This window comes from Acinetobacter sp. X9, from assembly GCF_054889255.1.
In genome coordinates, this window is the sequence record NZ_CM142679.1 from 2,566,292 (window position 1) to 2,582,886 (window position 16,595).

At 38.4% G+C, this 16,595-nt stretch carries 14 protein-coding genes; 4 read left to right on the forward strand and 10 right to left on the reverse strand.

Features of this window, described 5'->3' with window-relative positions; all coding sequences use genetic code 11:
- Positions 1-3: 3 nt before the first annotated feature.
- On the reverse strand, positions 4-420 hold the full coding sequence (locus tag ACYU0V_RS12270; protein WP_461847647.1) for a hypothetical protein: 417 nt from the start codon (positions 418-420) through the stop codon (positions 4-6).
- A 268-nt stretch (positions 421-688) separates the two neighbouring features.
- Between ACYU0V_RS12270 and ACYU0V_RS12275 the strand changes: the two genes are divergently transcribed.
- Positions 689-1,183 carry a CinA family protein gene (locus ACYU0V_RS12275; protein WP_002121541.1) on the forward strand — a complete coding sequence of 165 codons (495 nt, stop codon included), beginning with the start codon at positions 689-691 and terminating at the stop codon, positions 1,181-1,183.
- Positions 1,184-1,233: 50 nt separating this feature from the next.
- Here the strand turns inward: ACYU0V_RS12275 and clpB are convergent, their stop codons facing one another.
- Together clpB and ACYU0V_RS12285 are read right to left on the reverse strand one after the other, a co-directional pair.
- Entirely contained in the window at positions 1,234-3,813 is a 2,580-nt protein-coding gene (gene clpB / locus ACYU0V_RS12280) for an ATP-dependent chaperone ClpB (protein ID WP_461847648.1), read from the reverse strand.
- A gap of 333 nt (positions 3,814-4,146) precedes the next feature.
- Positions 4,147-8,103, reverse strand: a complete 3,957-nt coding sequence (locus ACYU0V_RS12285; protein WP_461847649.1) for a Dyp-type peroxidase — start codon at positions 8,101-8,103, stop codon at positions 4,147-4,149.
- Positions 8,104-8,441: 338 nt separating this feature from the next.
- On the opposite strand from ACYU0V_RS12285, the gene ACYU0V_RS12290 reads away from it, so the two are divergent.
- A complete protein-coding gene (locus ACYU0V_RS12290) occupies positions 8,442-9,251 on the forward strand; it encodes a peptidoglycan DD-metalloendopeptidase family protein (protein WP_461847651.1) in 810 nt (269 codons plus the stop codon).
- On the opposite strand, the gene ACYU0V_RS12295 is transcribed toward ACYU0V_RS12290, so the two are convergent.
- From ACYU0V_RS12295 to ACYU0V_RS12305, 3 genes are all read right to left on the reverse strand, one after another.
- Entirely contained in the window at positions 9,248-9,673 is a 426-nt protein-coding gene (locus tag ACYU0V_RS12295; RefSeq protein WP_213688612.1) for a GNAT family N-acetyltransferase, read from the reverse strand. The genes ACYU0V_RS12290 and ACYU0V_RS12295 overlap by 4 nt on opposite strands.
- Positions 9,674-9,768: 95 nt before the next feature.
- Positions 9,769-10,191, reverse strand: a complete 423-nt coding sequence (locus tag ACYU0V_RS12300; RefSeq protein WP_002121528.1) for an OsmC family protein — start codon at positions 10,189-10,191, stop codon at positions 9,769-9,771.
- Between the two features lie 78 nt (positions 10,192-10,269).
- On the reverse strand, positions 10,270-10,389 hold the full coding sequence (locus ACYU0V_RS12305; RefSeq protein ID WP_002121587.1) for a hypothetical protein: 120 nt from the start codon (positions 10,387-10,389) through the stop codon (positions 10,270-10,272).
- A 240-nt stretch (positions 10,390-10,629) separates the two neighbouring features.
- Between ACYU0V_RS12305 and crp the strand changes: the two genes are divergently transcribed.
- Together crp and ACYU0V_RS12315 are read left to right on the forward strand one after the other, a co-directional pair.
- Entirely contained in the window at positions 10,630-11,337 is a 708-nt protein-coding gene (gene crp / locus ACYU0V_RS12310; protein ID WP_032004029.1) for a cAMP-activated global transcriptional regulator CRP, read from the forward strand.
- A 159-nt stretch (positions 11,338-11,496) separates the two neighbouring features.
- Positions 11,497-12,546 (forward strand): NADP(H)-dependent aldo-keto reductase, encoded by a 1,050-nt coding sequence (locus ACYU0V_RS12315; RefSeq protein ID WP_063098424.1) that lies wholly within the window; start codon positions 11,497-11,499, stop codon positions 12,544-12,546.
- A 54-nt stretch (positions 12,547-12,600) separates the two neighbouring features.
- Here ACYU0V_RS12315 and ACYU0V_RS12320 read toward each other — a convergent pair whose 3' ends face one another.
- The 4 genes from ACYU0V_RS12320 to ACYU0V_RS12335 form a co-directional block, all read right to left on the reverse strand.
- Positions 12,601-13,380 (reverse strand): M48 family metallopeptidase, encoded by a 780-nt coding sequence (locus ACYU0V_RS12320; protein ID WP_002121572.1) that lies wholly within the window; start codon positions 13,378-13,380, stop codon positions 12,601-12,603.
- 115 nt (positions 13,381-13,495) lie between these two features.
- Positions 13,496-13,813 (reverse strand): hypothetical protein, encoded by a 318-nt coding sequence (locus tag ACYU0V_RS12325; RefSeq protein WP_002121533.1) that lies wholly within the window; start codon positions 13,811-13,813, stop codon positions 13,496-13,498.
- 123 nt (positions 13,814-13,936) lie between these two features.
- Positions 13,937-15,256, reverse strand: a complete 1,320-nt coding sequence (locus tag ACYU0V_RS12330; RefSeq protein WP_002121613.1) for an adenylosuccinate synthase — start codon at positions 15,254-15,256, stop codon at positions 13,937-13,939.
- Positions 15,257-15,319: 63 nt separating this feature from the next.
- Positions 15,320-16,486: an ATP phosphoribosyltransferase regulatory subunit gene (locus ACYU0V_RS12335; protein WP_014206187.1), complete on the reverse strand. Its 1,167-nt coding sequence runs from the start codon at positions 16,484-16,486 to the stop codon at positions 15,320-15,322.
- Positions 16,487-16,595 lie beyond the last annotated feature (109 nt).

The following is a 16,595-nucleotide window of genomic DNA, read 5'->3' on the forward strand; positions in this document are numbered from 1 at the left end:
TTATTACTTCACGGTAATAATAACCTCACCATGAACATTTTTTGATTCAAAATCATATTTGGTAAATCGATCTGCTCTTTCCGGTAATGCCATCATTTCCAGTTTTTTCTTTTCCTTACTATCGATAACATGGTTTTGTTTTTGTTCTTGATAAGGTGAAAGTACACTTGTTCTAAGTGCATCCCATCGAACTTGTTGTAAATAATTATCCCCTAACACCTGACGTGCTTGTTGTTGTTCTATCATTGGTTTCTTAGCATCGTCTTGAGCTTTCGCAATAATCACAGGTAAAGCTGCATTTACTGCCCCTGTTTGTGTTGCTAAGGCCCCTTCACTTAGAGGCTGCGCAGCCCATACATTGATGGGTATTAACGTGATAAAACCTAAAATACACAGCGCAGGTCCTTGTTTATTGTTCATTGCATTTATCCTAAATTGTTATTGTTCGTTATATCGAACAAAATTAACAATTTTTTAAACATGTCGCAATGTTATAAATAAACTTCCCGACAATTAACATTGATCATTTTAAAACTTGAAATATTTCACAAGCATTTAGTGAATATTCAAGTTGTTTTATAGATTTTTATCTCAGACTTGTACGACACTGCTAAATCACTTACTGTAATTTTAAAATTTATCTGTAAATTGATTTTATTTATAAATAAACACCATTCGAGGTGAAATAATGCTTCAGCAGTGCTGCCAACTATTAGAAGATCGCCAGCTCAAAATTGCTTTTATTGAGAGTGCGAGTTCGGGTTATTTAACAAGTCAGTTTTCTATTCACAAAAATAGTGGTGCAGATATTTTACTAGGTGGCTTAGTTAGCTACGACCCAAGTATTAAAATTAGTATTTTAAATATCGATCCAAAGTTAATAGAGACTTACACAGCAGAGTCACCGCAAGTCACAGAGGAAATGTGTAGGCTGGGTCAAAGCTTATTTCAACAAGCTGATATTATTGTCAGTTGTACTGGGCTATTAAAATCTGGCGGAAGTGAAACCCCAGAAAAACCTGTGGGCACCTTTTTTATTTGCATTTCTTACCAACAGCATATTTATCATTATCGTTATTTTTTATCTGGTCACTCAGAACAAAAGTTAAAGACATTAACTCAGAAAGTTTCAGATGCCATAATTGCTTTACTCACATCAACCATAAAAACTGATTCACCATAAAAAAAGAGAATATGTTTCCATATTCTCTTTTCGGTTTTAGCAGACAAAGCTTAGCTGAGTTTCATTTTATCGAAGACTAAATGCCCATTTTCGCCTTTAACTAGAATAGTATCACCTGCGACAAAATCACCCGACAAGATTTTTTGTGCTAATGTGTTTTCAATCTGTTGTTGAATCGCACGTTTCAATGGGCGCGCGCCATAGACAGGATCGAAACCAGCATCAATCAATAAATCAAAAGCGGTATCATCTACAGTTAGGCTCATGTCACGATCAACAAGACGCGAACGTAATCGATCCAACTGAATATCCGCAATACCACGAATCTGTGCTTTTTTGAGTGAATGGAAAATCACAAGCTCATCAATCCGGTTAATAAATTCCGGACGGAAATGTTGACTTACCGCATTCATTACAATGGTACGCACTTCATCGTCTGTTGCACCCTCACCTAGCTCACGTACATCTTGTGAACCTAAGTTCGAAGTCATCACAATTACCGTATTTTTAAAGTCTACTACTCGACCTTGCGAGTCGGTTAAGCGGCCATCATCCAATACTTGGAGCAAGATATTGAATACATCTGGATGTGCTTTTTCAACCTCATCAAACAACACCACGCTATATGGCTTACGGCGAACAGCTTCGGTTAAAACACCGCCTTCTTCATAACCAACATATCCTGGAGGTGCTCCAACCAAACGGCTAACAGAGTGTTTTTCCATGAATTCACTCATGTCGATACGAATCATCGCATCATCACTGTCAAACAAGAAGTTAGCTAAAGCTTTAGTCAACTCTGTTTTACCAACACCTGTTGGACCCAAGAACAAGAATGATCCACTAGGTCGATTCGGGTCAGACAAACCGGCACGTGAACGGCGAACAGCATTCGATACCGCAACAACTGCTTCATCTTGCCCTACAACACGGTCATGTAAGAACTCTTCCATATTAAGGAGTTTTTCACGCTCGCCTTGCATCATTTTAGCAACCGGAATACCTGTTGCAGCACTAACAACTTCAGCAATTTCATTTTCAGTCACTTTAGTACGAATGAGTTTTGGCTCTTCGTTTTCTTCAGCAACTTCGTCTTGCTCCAGTTGTTTTTGTAACTCTGGAATTACGCCATACTGTAAACGTGCTGCTTCAGCCAAATCGCCTTCACGCTGAGCTTTCTCAAAAGCAATACGTGCTTTATCAAGTTCCACCTGAGCCTGTTTAGTACCTTCCACCAAAGTTTTTTCAGACTTCCAGATTTCTTCAAGATCGTTGTATTCTTTCTCGACTTCAGTAATCTGTTTTTCAAGATGAGTGACTTCAGCTTTACTGCCGACATCTTCATCTTTTTTCACAGCTTCCAATTGCATTTTCAACTGGATTAAACGGCGATCGAGCTTATCAAGTGCTTCAGGTTTAGAGTCAATCTCCATTTTAATACGAGAAGCTGCCTCATCAATCAAATCAATTGCCTTGTCTGGTAATTGACGATCAGTGATGTAACGATGAGACATTTTCGCCGCAGCAATAATCGCAGAGTCTAAAATTTGCACACCATGGTGAGTGGCATATTTTTCTTTGAGTCCACGTAAAATTGCAATCGTATCTTCAACACTTGGCTCATCAACTAGCACTTTTTGGAAACGACGCTCTAAAGCTGCATCTTTTTCAATATATTGACGATATTCATCTAAGGTCGTCGCACCCACACAGCGCAATTCACCACGAGCCAACGCAGGTTTTAACATATTACCTGCATCCATCGCGCCATCACCTTTACCTGCGCCTACGAGTGTATGTAACTCATCAATAAACAGGATGATTTCGCCTTCGTGTTTTGCCAAGTCTTTTAAAACAGCTTTTAAACGTTCTTCAAACTCACCACGATATTTAGCACCAGCCAGTAATGAACCTAAATCGAGGGATAAAACACGTTTATTTTTTAATCCCTCTGGCACTTCACCATTCACAATACGCTGTGCCAAACCTTCAACAATAGCGGTTTTACCTACACCCGGCTCACCAATAAGAACAGGGTTGTTTTTGGTACGACGCGATAAAACCTGAATGGTACGGCGAATTTCATCGTCACGCCCAATGACAGGATCAAGTTTTCCAGATAAAGCACGCTCTGTTAAATCAATCGTATATTTATTAAGTGAGTCACGTTGGTCTTCGTGATTATTACTCATGACTTTGTCATTACCTCGAATATGTTCAATTACTTTGCGTAAGCTGTCGGGAGTTACACCTACCGCACTTAAAATATTTTTAGTTTCGCCTGTCTCTGCCAAACCTAATAAAACCCAGTCAGTTGATAAAAATTCATCACCTGCCTTTTGCGCATATCTGTCTGCCAAATTAAGCGCTTTAACGGCTTCTGGGTTTAAGTTGACATCACCCGTTGGGTTGGCAATTGTCGGCGCATCTTTTATAGCCTGTTCAAGTTTTTGTTTAAGTTCAGGTAACCGTGCACCTGCTTGTTGCAACAAACTAATATTTGATGGCTCTTCTAACAAGGTAGACAAAATATGAATACCTGCGATAGCAGTATGGTCTTTACCCATCGCTAAAGATTGAGCATCTGAGAGGGCTTGCTGCAAGCGGTTTGTAAATTTCTCAAAACGCATTCTTGTTATTCCTCACAACAAATTTGTACTTGTCTAATAGATGGGAACACTTCTTCGAATTTCAAATAAATTTTTATATATTTTTCATAATGTTATAAAAATAACAATGAGTAAAACTCCATTATAATATGGGATTATGAATGACCTATTTCAAGTATGTTTTGTATAATTTTTAAGTAATAACGAAAAAACTATATTTTGATCTGAATTTTTATAACAAGTAGCAATTTTAAAGCTGCAATATATTTAAAAGTTGTAGTTGTTAAATTTTAAAATAAGTGAAGGCAGTCCTTCATCTGAAAGACTGCCTTATAAAATAACTAATTAATTATGCTATTGATGGAATGGGCATTTAGCTTGCTCTGTTTTTTCTTTTGGAATATCTGGCGTAGAGATTGGACGACGCTGATGCTGTTCTTGAATAATCGGGAACACAGATGTAAAGAAGTTTGACCAACCACCAGTGCGTACTCGTAATAAATTATACTGCTCAGGTGATGTTACAGCTTCACTAAATGTTTCTGGATTAGCCACCGTTATCGTTAAAATATTAGATGAACTACCTTGACTAAACTGTTTTAAAATACCAATCAAATCTTTAACACCAAAGTCTTCACGAATGTTAAAGTCCGTAGGCGCTCCATCTGCCATTAAATTTGTACCAGTACCATCAAAACCTTTCAAAGCACGACTAAACTCAACAGTTTGATGGTCAATCGCTAAATCTGCTGGACTTGGCGATGGACTTAAATCAGATGCCACTGTCGTACCTAAACGACGACCATCAGCGCTCGCCCCATTCCATGCCCCCATCTCCACATGATTTTCAAAAGTTCCTACACCAGGTTGAATTTGAATACCAAAAGGATGTTCGTTTGAACCATAGCGCTCAGCTAGAGCTTTGAGGCTTTGTGCGAATTGTGGCCATGGTTTTGTAAATGTCTCGACTGATATCTCTGCAATCATTTGAACAATCTGATCACCTAGTTTATCGACTTCAGAATTCCCTCGTCCATAACGCGGTTGTGCCAAAGCAATCTCTCGTAAACGCTTATAGCGATCAGCTTGTGCAGCAATACGAGCATGCCCAGCTAAATTACTAATAAATGGCTCAGTCATTTTATAACCCCAGTCACAACATAAGCACTCTAACAATTCAGGTAATGTAGTTACTGCGGTTAATGGATCAAATACCATTGCCTTAATCGCATATAGCGAATTAATGGTATTACTGAGCGAGATATAACATGGTCCATAAATATTATATTTAGCACCACCACTATAAAAATCCTGCCCTTTAGCCAAACAGTCATCCATTAAGACATTTAGAATTGGAGATGGGCAAATATCCGTATTGGCACCATAACCTAGAATTTGCCCATTAAATGCCTTGCGATTGAGCAACTCAAAATGTTGCATGTATAACTCTAATAGATCTTCAAAACTATCAATCTGATCGGCAGGTCTGCTATTTAATGAAACAGTTTGTCCAAACAGATAGCTTTGCCCAGCACTTGAAATTGTTCTACCTTGATTTAATGCACATTCCAAAGGCTGTAATGTCGAGAAGCCACCTAAAGAGAACCAGTTTTCGCCCGGAAATTGTGGTTCATAACAACCATCACAAGCGTAATTCTGCGCTGAACGAATATCGATTTTAGAGTTCCAAATTGGCAAATTAGAGAGCGCATCTCCCCCTACACCATCTCCACTTTGGAGAAGACTAGGAATAAGCTTTTCATCATTTAATAAAATCGGGTGAGCACCACCAGATAAAATTGCATGTGCAGCTTCTTCTAAAATATCTTCAGGAATATCTTTGCGAGTTCTTAAAGACAAACACGGAGCATTTAATGGTAAACGACCTGATGCACGAATGAATAATCGTGTCACATCATTGTAAGCAGGCTCAGTTTTAGAAAAGTCTGCTTCACCGTCAACTTTTGTACCGCCGACTGTAATCTGCTGAATCCATTGCCCCAATGATGCTCCTTGAGGATAAGGGCCAGAACTACCACCCATCGCAAGATTACCGAAAGGTTGATGATCTTCCATGAAAATACGGTTTTGTTGTACTTTTTCATCTAGCTTAATATAGAAAGCATCAATAATTTCTTGTGCCTCTCCGAGCGTAGCTGAATGATTGTCCAAGAAAGGTTGTAACAGTTGATCCATGCGTCCAAATGCTGTTGGTTCACCATTCAAATGCAGACAGCTATGCAATGTAAAAATAAATTGAACTGCTTCAATAAATGTCTCTGGTTTATCTTTCGACAACTTTTCCATTCGTCGACCAATCGCAGTTAAGTTATCTTTTTCGAATTGCTGTCCTTCTTGCATCTGATCTGCAATTTTAAATGCAAGCTTCGAGTAGTTTAAGAAATATTCAGAAATACCGGTTAGCGCCAATCTAGAAGCTTCATAAAAATCTTTTTTCTCTGGAGTCTGCGCATTGCTTGCATGTTTAGCAATTTCCAGTTGTAGACCAGCCAAACCTAAATCTAATGCTTTTTTATAATTCGGAATAACATGTCCAACACCTGATGCTTCACTTAAGTTACGCAAAAAGCCCTGAATACGTTCTTCCTCAGATAAATACTTCATGACATAACGACCTTCACCCAAGGTCAGGTTTGGCATGGCTCCTACAATAATTTCATCAGGCATGATGCGATAGGTATCTGATCCATAAATGACCTTACCATCACATTCACGTCTGTTCGAATATGGAATCATTTCACCATTTTTTAATAAAATTTTTCTTCCACGGAAACCGTAATTTTCTGATGAAAATAACTGTAAACTTAATCGAATAGCCCAGCCTTTGCGCAACATAATTGATAAATCCATAATATTTTCAGGCTTATCAGAAATATTAAACTGGTTAATATAATAATCTATGCCATGCTCAATTTCTTCTTGCTTTCGGTTGAAATACCAGTTGTCTTGCCATAAAGAAAATGTATTCTCAAGTAGACTTAAAATACGGTTTGATGGCGGCTTAAAAAACTCACTATGAGGATTTAGCCCAGTCGCCATATTAAAAAGATAATTACTATGGTTGTAGTACATCAAACCATTATCAGAACTATTCGTATAATGGCGATCAAAACGCGTCCAATCCATACCTGGAAATGACTTCCAATCCAGATTATCGTTGTCGCTCAGATAATTAAAGGTATTTAGATATTCTGATGCTCGATCATTATCTAAATCTAATTTTAAATCTTTTAAACTTGGAATATAGAATATTCCTCCCAAGTCCGAGTGAAGATTATTGAATAGACGGTCATTCATAAAGCCGTTCAAAGCATCTTGCTTTGAATCTTCCTTTGAATCGTGTCTTGGTCCAATTTGATTTGCCATCACTTCTTCTAAAATGGCAGCAGTTTTTGCAAAACCAGCAAAATAAATTCCTGCTTCATCAGCTTTAGTTACCGATTTTGGCACTCTAAAACTTGAATTTGATTCAGCACGGCCAAACGGTAAACCTAAGCGTAGAATAGGCGTGGTATTTCCATTTTCATCTTGTACACGAGAAGCTTTAATGTGCGAACGGCTATCACGGTCTGGAATAATTGTGTCATCAGTTTTACGTCCAATCAAATCTTCAATTTGATCTTCTGACATCATATTGATTTGATCCCAGTTAATTAGAAACCGTTGGGATAAAACATAAGAACCACCAAAATGATCAATATCTTCTGCACCAATCAAAGTATGCTTTGCTAGCGAAATTGTATCAGATGGATTATTTAAATTTTCAGAAAAACGGCAACCCAGAACCTTACCATTACGACCAGTTTTAGATTGTGAAGCAGTATATTGTTCATTTATTTCTTTGATATCTGAACCTAAAAATTCCTTAATATATTCCTGTAATATTTCACATGCATTAGCATCATCACTTTTTACATGCAACCAAATATCACCATTCGAGTTTTTAAAACTCCCATTAGAGTCCGCAAAAACTTTTGAGATATTTGAATTGTTTTGATCTGGATAATGTAATTGCATTCCTTTGGGTCGCGATAAACGTTCTGTTTTACAAATTTTATCCCAATTATCAAAAGACACACCAATCGACAAAGTTGTATTTTTACTGGAAAGTTCCTCAGTATGATGCACCTTTTGACGCACAGCGATCATTAATTGCTTAATTTTTTCACGTGTAATTTCTGTGTTAAGCCAAACCGTACTAAAAGTTGCATGGGGAGCTGGATAAACCAACCCACGTTGCATATATTTCCATACTTCAGTAAAACGATCGTTATAAGATATATTTAACATTATATTAGTTCCTTTAAAATTTCTTATATAATAATTAAAATTATGATTATAAATTTAATTACAAAATTATTATTCATAATAAAAATTTAAATAACAAGATATTTAAAATATCAAAGCAAAACAGTAAGAATTAATAAAAATTTCAATAAAATATTAAGTTTAGAAAACTTAAAATATAAAATTCCTAAAAACCATAAAATTAAAGATATCTGCATAAAAAAAACAATAAATTATTAACATAAAATAATAAATAATATCATTAAAAAAATTAAAACAATCTTTAAGTAAATCTTATTGATATAATCTTCATTATTCTTTGCATAAAAAATAAGGCAGCTATGTTTATAAAAAAGCTTTTCTCCACTTTACTTTTTACATCCATACCCTTTTATTGCTTTGCCGAGCTCCCACAGGACTCCAGACGACCTGGTGGAATTGCAGTTGTTCCTCTAAGTACTGATATTACTCAGGTCACTTTTCAACAAAAGCCTGTTTTAATTAGCCAAGAAGGTCAGCAGCGTTATGCCGTGCTTGGCATTCCATTATCTACTCCAATCGGAAATATTCAACTCGATACGAATAAAGCCCCAATTCAAATAGCAGTTAAGTCTTATCCTTACGCTGAGCAACGCATTAAAGTCACGAACCAAGATTATGTGAACCCTAATCAAAGTCAATTAGACCGCTACGCTCAAGAAGCAAAAGAACAAAATGATGTGTATACCTCATTTACACAGAGCTCATGGCAAACCCTACCCACATTTATACGCCCGACTTCAGGGAAATTTAGCAACTCTTTTGGAAGAAAGCGCTTTTTCAATGGTGAAGAACGCGCGCCTCACTCAGGTTTAGATATTCCTGCGCCAGTAGGGCAAAAAGTTATTGCGCCCGCAGATGGTGTGGTTATTCAAACTGGATCTTATTTTTTTAATGGACAAACTGTATTGATTGATCATGGCCAAGGCTTAGTCAGCATGTTCTGCCATTTAAGCGCAATTAAAGTAGAGAAAGGCCAACATATCCGCCAAGGAGAAACACTAGGTTTAGTAGGCAAAACAGGACGCGTGACAGGCCCACACCTGCATTGGGGCATGAGCCTTAATAATGCTCGGGTAGATCCTCAGCTTTTTCTAAATACAGCTCGTTAATTTAAAGCTTTACGAAAATACTTTGGCGCTTCGATATAGCCTTCTCTTAGGTAAAATTGATGTGCCAAAGGTCTTTGCATTCCTGAATGCAGTTCGATTCGATCACACCCTCGGCGTCTGGCTTGTTGCTCAGCCTCCTTTACGAGTAAATGCCCTACACCTTTACTGCGCATATTCTCATCAACACACAGATAGCATATTTTGGCAAAGTCACCTTGTAAGGCAATTTGCGGAATAAAGTAGAGAGATAAAAAACCATAAATTTTATCCCTCTCTTCAGCAATCAAAATTTGTGAATTAGCGTCATTATGGAGTATCTCAAATTTTTCTTGAATAAGAGCAAAAGGCTGTGGGTATCCCATCTGTTTAAGTAGATCACATATAGCTTGAGTATCTTTTGATTTAGCAGAACGAATATTCACCTTTCTTCTCCCTATTATTTTTTAGTTATTTTTGACAATAAAAAAGCCAACTCTAATGTCAGCTTTTTTTAATTTCTAGTTAGCAAAAAAATGCCTTATTCCGCTTCAATAATTTCGAAGTCATGTGTAATTTCAACACCACCATCGGAAAGCATTTTACTTGCTGAACAATATTTCTCGGCAGACAATTCAACTGCTTTTGCAACCTGCTTTTCTTTCACAGCTTTACCAGTTACCACAAAATGTAAGTGGATTTTAGTAAACACAGCCGGAATTGCGTCAGCGCGCTCAGCTTTTAAATTACATACAACATTCGTCACATCTTGGCGAGATTTCTTTAAAATAGTCACAATATCAAATGAAGCACACCCACCAAGTCCCATTAATATCAGTTCCATAGGACGTGGACCACGGTTTTCACCACCATACTCAGGTGAGCCGTCCATGATGACACTATGCCCACTATCCGATTTCGCTTCAAAAGCAACATTCTCTAGCCAATGTACACTTGTTTGCATTGCAACTACCCAAAAAAAATTATAAATTTAAGCAGGGTCTGTTGACATTTCATCTATGGATTGCGTTATAGCTAAAAATTAATCCAAATAAGACGCAAAACCCAGACAATGGCAATCCTTTGTCCAGTTTTGTAATAAAGTTTGTGAAATTTCAGCCATAATCTGAGTTGCAATTAAAGCAGCGCAGGCATAGCGCAAGACCAAGTTATTTTGTACGTTCCGTTGTTAAGATCTATTTATTTAGAATGGCTAAATTTCATAGTTCTTATTTGGTACGTCTAAAAGAATTGTCTTATGTTGCAACCATCTGTGAAATGTCAACAGGCCCTTGTTTTGTACACTAACATAAAATGAGTTGATAAGGAATTTCATCTCTTCTGTGTAATAGCTCATCTCGAGCTTGTGTGAATTGTTTACCCTATTCGGAACATATTAAGCATGACTTCAAATTTTTCACAACTCAGCACAGATGCTTTATCTCCGGGGCAACTACCTGAATCCGTTAAAGCATTGTTAAAACGTGCTCACATCAACAGATATCCAAAACGAACCACAATTGTTGATGCCGGAACAGAGTCAAAATCTTTATATTTAATTTTAAAAGGCTCAGTTTCAATTATTTTGCGTGAAGATGACGAACGTGAAATTGTTGTTGCGTATTTAAATCCGGGCGATTTCTTTGGGGAAATGGGGCTTTTCGAACCGAACCCTCAACGTACAGCCGAAGTTCGAACTCGTGATGTCTGTGAAATTGCAGAGATCTCTTATGACAACTTCCACGAACTTAGCAAACAATACCCAGACTTAAGCTATGCTGTTTTTGCACAATTAGTTCGCCGTCTAAAAAATACGACTCGTAAAATGACAGATCTTGCGTTCATTGATGTGTCTGGTCGTATTGCACGTTGCTTAATCGATCTATCTTCTCAACCAGAAGCAATGATTTTGCCGAATGGTCGTCAAATTCGTATTACTCGTCAAGAAATTGGCCGTATTGTTGGATGTTCACGTGAGATGGTTGGTCGTGTACTCAAAACCTTAGAAGATCAAGGTATGATCCAAACTGATGGTAAAGCCATTCTTATTTTTGATGCATCATTAGAAGAAAACACTGTTTCTGATGAAGACTACGACGATGAAGAATAATATTCATTAAATTTTTAATAAAAAGCAAACTTCGGTTTGCTTTTTTTATATGCAACAATGAGTTAATACACAAAACTTACAAACTATTCTAATTTTATGATTTAAGTTGAATACATATTCTCCGTTAGGCTAACTCAAAATTTCCAAGGATTCCGCTGTATGCAATTTAACCCACTTAGTCGCACAGGCCTTAAACTTCCAGAAATTTGTTTAGGCACCATGACATTTGGTGAGCAAAACTCCCAACAAGAAGCTTTTGAACAACTCAATTACGCCTTGGCGCATGGCTTATATTTTTGGGATACGGCAGAGATGTATTCTGTTCCACCAAAACCTGAAACTTATGGAGCAACTGAAACGATTATTGGCAATTGGTTTGCCCAGCATGGACAACGTGACAAAGTCTTTCTCGCATCTAAAATTGCAGGTCCGGGCTTTGGAGGAACACACATCCGAGAAGGCAATACACGCTTTAACAGTGACCATATTGCTAAAGCCCTAGATGGATCACTTAAACGCCTCCAAACGGACTATATCGACCTTTATCAACTGCATTGGCCTGAACGTCATACCAACTTTTTTGGTACGCTCGCTTATGGCAATCAGCAAGCTGAAAATGATTACGACACAACACCTCTAGAAGAAACATTACTTGCCCTACAAGAAGAGATTAATCGCGGGCGCATTCGCTATATTGGTTTATCAAATGAAACCCCGTGGGGCACCATGAAATTTTTACATTTGGCCGAAAAGCTAGGTGTCAGTAAATTTGTAAGTGTTCAAAACCCATATAGCCTGCTTAACCGCACTTATGAAATAGGTATGTCAGAAATTGCTAAATATGAGGATGTCGGCTTGCTCGCCTACTCTCCTCTGGCTTTTGGTTACCTAACTGGCAAGTTTAGAAATGGTGCACGTCCCGCTAATGCTCGTGTGACACTATTCCCTCGCTTTAGCCGCTACAGTAACCCTCAAAGTGAGTGGGCAACTGAACAATATGCACAGCTAGCAGAAAAGCATGGACTAAGCTTAACTCAGATGGCCTTAGCTTTTATTAAACAACAGTTCTTTGTGACCAGCACAATTATTGGTGCCACTAATTTAGATCAACTCAAAGAAAATATTCAGGCATTTGAGATTGAATTACCAAGTGAAGTTCTAAAAGGTATTGAGGCCATCCATACTCAACAGCCCAACCCTGCTCCTTAAATAAAAAACGGATGCTTAAGCATCCGTTTTCTTTACCTATACAAAATTTACATCTTATTTACGGCTATTATAAACTGCCATTGCCGCAGGTAAGTTTTTACGCATATCACCAATACGTTGTGAGTTAGATGGGTGAGTAGACAAGAAGGATGAACCACCGCCACCTTCAAGCTTATTCATTTTTTCCCAAAGCGTAATCGCTGCATTTGGATTATAGCCTGCACGCGCCATCAACATTAAACCACCTTGGTCAGCACGACTTTCCAAGCTACGAGAATATGGTAAGCCCACACCCACTTGTGTACCTAACTGAGCAGCAGCAGTACCAAGCTGGCCTACATTATTACCCGCATAGCTTAAACCGATACCTAGAGCTAAATCAGTTAAAGCTTGTGCACCGATTTTACTTTTTGCATGCTCTTCTAAAGCATGTGTCATTTCATGTCCCATAACAGCTGCAATTTCAGCATCTGTCAGGTTCAATTTATTCACAATACCTGTATAGAACACTACTTTGCCACCAGGTGCAACGTAAGCATTAATCGTATCTGATTTCAACACCGCTAATTGCCAGCTAAATGGTTGACCAGTCTGATTCATCTGGTTAGCATATGGTTTTAAACGGTTGAATACAGCATTAATACGGTTATATGTACTAGAGCTTGTATCGAGAGCACCCTTACCACGTGCTTCCTGCACCATCTTATTAAAACCTTGAGCAGATTGAGCATTTAAGGTTGCAGTATCTGCACCAGCCATGTCCGCTACTGTTGCACAGCCAGAAATGGTCATCACACTTGCTGCACACAAGCTTAAAAAGAGTTTTTTATTCATAACACGGATCACCTAAATCGATAAAAAGCTGTTTATTCTTTTGCACTTATTATAAGAAATACCACTCATGCTTTGAATGTCTCATTTCTCCATGATCATAGTATTTATGTAACGATCAAGTAGATAAAGTCATCAAATAAATCCAGAAAATTAAACAGATTACATTTAAACCCAGATAAACATGACTTAAGGTTTTAACTTTCTCTTCAAGATTAGGACTTTCCCGTTTCCAGAGTAAATAACTATTTTGTATGAGTACAACAGGAATTAACACACATGCGAACAAAACCGACAAGCTCATAAAAGCAGTCATAAAGAAATCTTCATGATACTCCTGTCCATAAATAACCAACATCGCCAGCGTGGGTGAACCACCAATAGCAAATAAAAAAGAATAAAAAATTGTTTTTGAAATAGTTGGTTGCAGCTTCATCCTGAGCCCATCCTTCCTTATCTATATATAACGTTTTTAATCTGAATCTAATAAAACGAAAACTGCACTTTAGTCGGGTATAAAAAAAGCCTCCTTTCAGGAGGCCTTTTTAATCTTTGCTAATTAAGCAGAGAATGGATGACGTAAAACAATTGTTTCTGCACGATCTGGACCAGTTGAAACGATATCAATCGGACATTCGATTAATTGTTCAATACGCTTAACATAAGCCAAAGCATTTGCTGGTAATTGATCGATACTAGTTAAACCAACAGTCGACTCGCTCCAACCAGGCATAGTTTCATAGATTGGCTTCAAGCATTCAAAAGAAACCGCATCTGAAGAACCTACACAACCTGAATCTGTATTTTCATAACCTACACAGATTTTTACTTCTTCCAAACCATCTAAAACGTCAAGTTTAGTTAAGCAAATACCTGAAAGTGAGTTTACATCTACAGAACGGCGAAGAATTTCAGCATCAAACCAACCACAACGACGTTGACGGCCAGTAGAAGCACCAAATTCATGACCAACTGTACCTAGGTGTTTACCAATCGGATCACCAGAATCAGCAGCTGCATCGTAAACCAATTCAGTTGGGAATGGACCAGCACCTACACGTGTTGTATAAGCTTTAGTAATACCTAATACATAATCAAGATGTAAAGGCCCCATACCTGAACCAGAGCTTACGCCACCAGCAGTTGTATTTGAACTTGTAACATACGGATAAGTACCGTGGTCGATGTCTAGAAGTGAGCCTTGAGCTCCCTCAAACATTACAGCCTTACCTTCTTTGCGATAGTCATGCAACACTTTAGTAACGTCAATCACTAATGGAGCAAGCACTTCACGCCATTGGTTGCAAAGAGCCAATACATCTTCAAATTTAACAGCTTCTACACCGTAGAACTGAGTTAATTGGAAGTTATGTAACTCAAGCATTTCTTGAAGTTTTTCTTCTAACGCTGCACCACCACGAACAAGGTCAGCAACACGCACTGCACGGCGAGCCACTTTATCTTCGTATGCAGGACCAATACCACGACCTGTAGTACCGATTTTAGCATTACCACGTTTCTTCTCACGTGCCTGATCAAGTGCAATATGGTTAGGCAAAATGAGTGGACAGTTTGGAGAAATACGTAGACGTTCTTTAACAGGAACACCTTCTGCTTCCAAAATTCCCATTTCTTCAATTAACGCGGCTGGTGACAGTACTACACCATTACCAATTAAGCACAATACGTTTTCACGTAAAATGCCTGATGGAATGAGGTGCAATACAGTCTTTTTACCACCTACGACAAGAGTATGACCTGCGTTATGTCCGCCTTGATAACGTACTACCGCAGCCGCCTGATCTGTGAGCAGGTCGACGATTTTACCTTTACCTTCGTCGCCCCATTGGGTACCAAGTACCACAACATTTTTGCCCATAATAGCCTCATTACATCATGCTGTTAAAATTGGAAACCACCAGTAAAAATTTACCGTTGGCGATTAAATCTTTTCAATATTCCATTGTCCATTTTGCGACACGAGTTGATGGGTCGCATATGGAATAGAACTTAAATCATCATTACCTAACAATTGAACTACACGTAAACCTTGAGCACGTGCATTCGAAATTGCTGAGAGTAAATCCTGTTCTGAGCCTTTTGGAGCAACAACAGTTTCGATTTCGGCGAACTGATTTGCACCTAGGGCATATAAATCACAACTAAAGCCAGTAGCAGGACGTGCGCGGCCAAAGTGCTCGCCAATGCCATCATAACGACCACCCTGTGCTAAGGGCGCAGCGCGATTCGGTGCATAGACCGCATACATTAAGCCAGTGTGATAGTGATAACTACGTAGCTCTACAACATCAATACCGATATTGAGATTTGGCCAACGGCCTTTAATTTGCGCAAGTGTTGTTTTAAGTGCATCTAATGCTGACTTAAATTCAGCATCTTGTAAGATGTTTGCACTTAAATTCGCCTGCAATGCTTCTAAATCACTAGAATAACGGCCAAGTGCATAGAAATCAGAACCCATATTGAGGTTTTGAGTAAATTCAGCTAACTCTGGTAACGCTTTTCTTTGATAAAGATCTGAAAGCTCATGCTCTTCATTTTTTGACAGTCCAGCACATTTTACTAAACTGCGGAACAACCCTACATGACCCAAATCTAAATGCGCGCCTTGTAAAGTATAGATGTTCTCGATCAACCCCAGCATAACATCGACCATTTCGACATCAGCTTCGATACTGTCATGCCCGTATAACTCTGCACCTAATTGTAGAGGTGCACGTGTGGCATTGAAATTTTGTGGTTTAGTATGTAATACAGTCCCTGAATAACAGTAACGTGCAACGCCTTCAACTGGTCTTACATGTGCATCGATACGTGCAACTTGTGGCGTCATATCAGCACGAACACCGAGTAAACGGCCTGAGAGCTGATCAATGACCTTAAAAGTTACTAAATCTAAGTCTTGATTTGATTCTGATAATGAAGACAACGATTCGATGTATTCGATAAATGGTGTATATACCAATTGATAACCTCGTACCGCGAGGAAATCTAAAGCTTCACGGCGAAGTTTTTCAATGACTTGCGCCTGTTCCGGCAATACATCTGCTACCCCGTCAGGCAGCAACCATGTCTCTGAAATGGTCATATTTCAAGCCTAAAATCTGATCAACGTGGAACGACCCCACATAAAAAAATCGGGAACACACCCGATTTCTCTTAGTGTAGCATGATACTTTGTGCCATGCACCTGACAA

What these genes read in the sequence shown, in the direction of transcription:
- ACYU0V_RS12290 (WP_461847651.1), top strand. Translation starts at nt 8,442, where the DNA reads ATGTTTATAAAAAAGCTTTTCTCCACTTTACTTTTTACATCCATACCC.
- ACYU0V_RS12325 (WP_002121533.1), bottom strand. Translation starts at nt 13,813, where the DNA reads ATGAAGCTGCAACCAACTATTTCAAAAACAATTTTTTATTCTTTTTTA.
- ACYU0V_RS12275 (WP_002121541.1), top strand. Translation starts at nt 689, where the DNA reads ATGCTTCAGCAGTGCTGCCAACTATTAGAAGATCGCCAGCTCAAAATT.
- crp (WP_032004029.1), top strand. Translation starts at nt 10,630, where the DNA reads ATGACTTCAAATTTTTCACAACTCAGCACAGATGCTTTATCTCCGGGG.
- ACYU0V_RS12270 (WP_461847647.1), bottom strand. Translation starts at nt 420, where the DNA reads ATGAACAATAAACAAGGACCTGCGCTGTGTATTTTAGGTTTTATCACG.
- ACYU0V_RS12285 (WP_461847649.1), bottom strand. Translation starts at nt 8,103, where the DNA reads ATGTTAAATATATCTTATAACGATCGTTTTACTGAAGTATGGAAATAT.
- ACYU0V_RS12300 (WP_002121528.1), bottom strand. Translation starts at nt 10,191, where the DNA reads ATGCAAACAAGTGTACATTGGCTAGAGAATGTTGCTTTTGAAGCGAAA.
- clpB (WP_461847648.1), bottom strand. Translation starts at nt 3,813, where the DNA reads ATGCGTTTTGAGAAATTTACAAACCGCTTGCAGCAAGCCCTCTCAGAT.
- ACYU0V_RS12335 (WP_014206187.1), bottom strand. Translation starts at nt 16,486, where the DNA reads ATGACCATTTCAGAGACATGGTTGCTGCCTGACGGGGTAGCAGATGTA.
- ACYU0V_RS12320 (WP_002121572.1), bottom strand. Translation starts at nt 13,380, where the DNA reads ATGAATAAAAAACTCTTTTTAAGCTTGTGTGCAGCAAGTGTGATGACC.
- ACYU0V_RS12330 (WP_002121613.1), bottom strand. Translation starts at nt 15,256, where the DNA reads ATGGGCAAAAATGTTGTGGTACTTGGTACCCAATGGGGCGACGAAGGT.
- ACYU0V_RS12315 (WP_063098424.1), top strand. Translation starts at nt 11,497, where the DNA reads ATGCAATTTAACCCACTTAGTCGCACAGGCCTTAAACTTCCAGAAATT.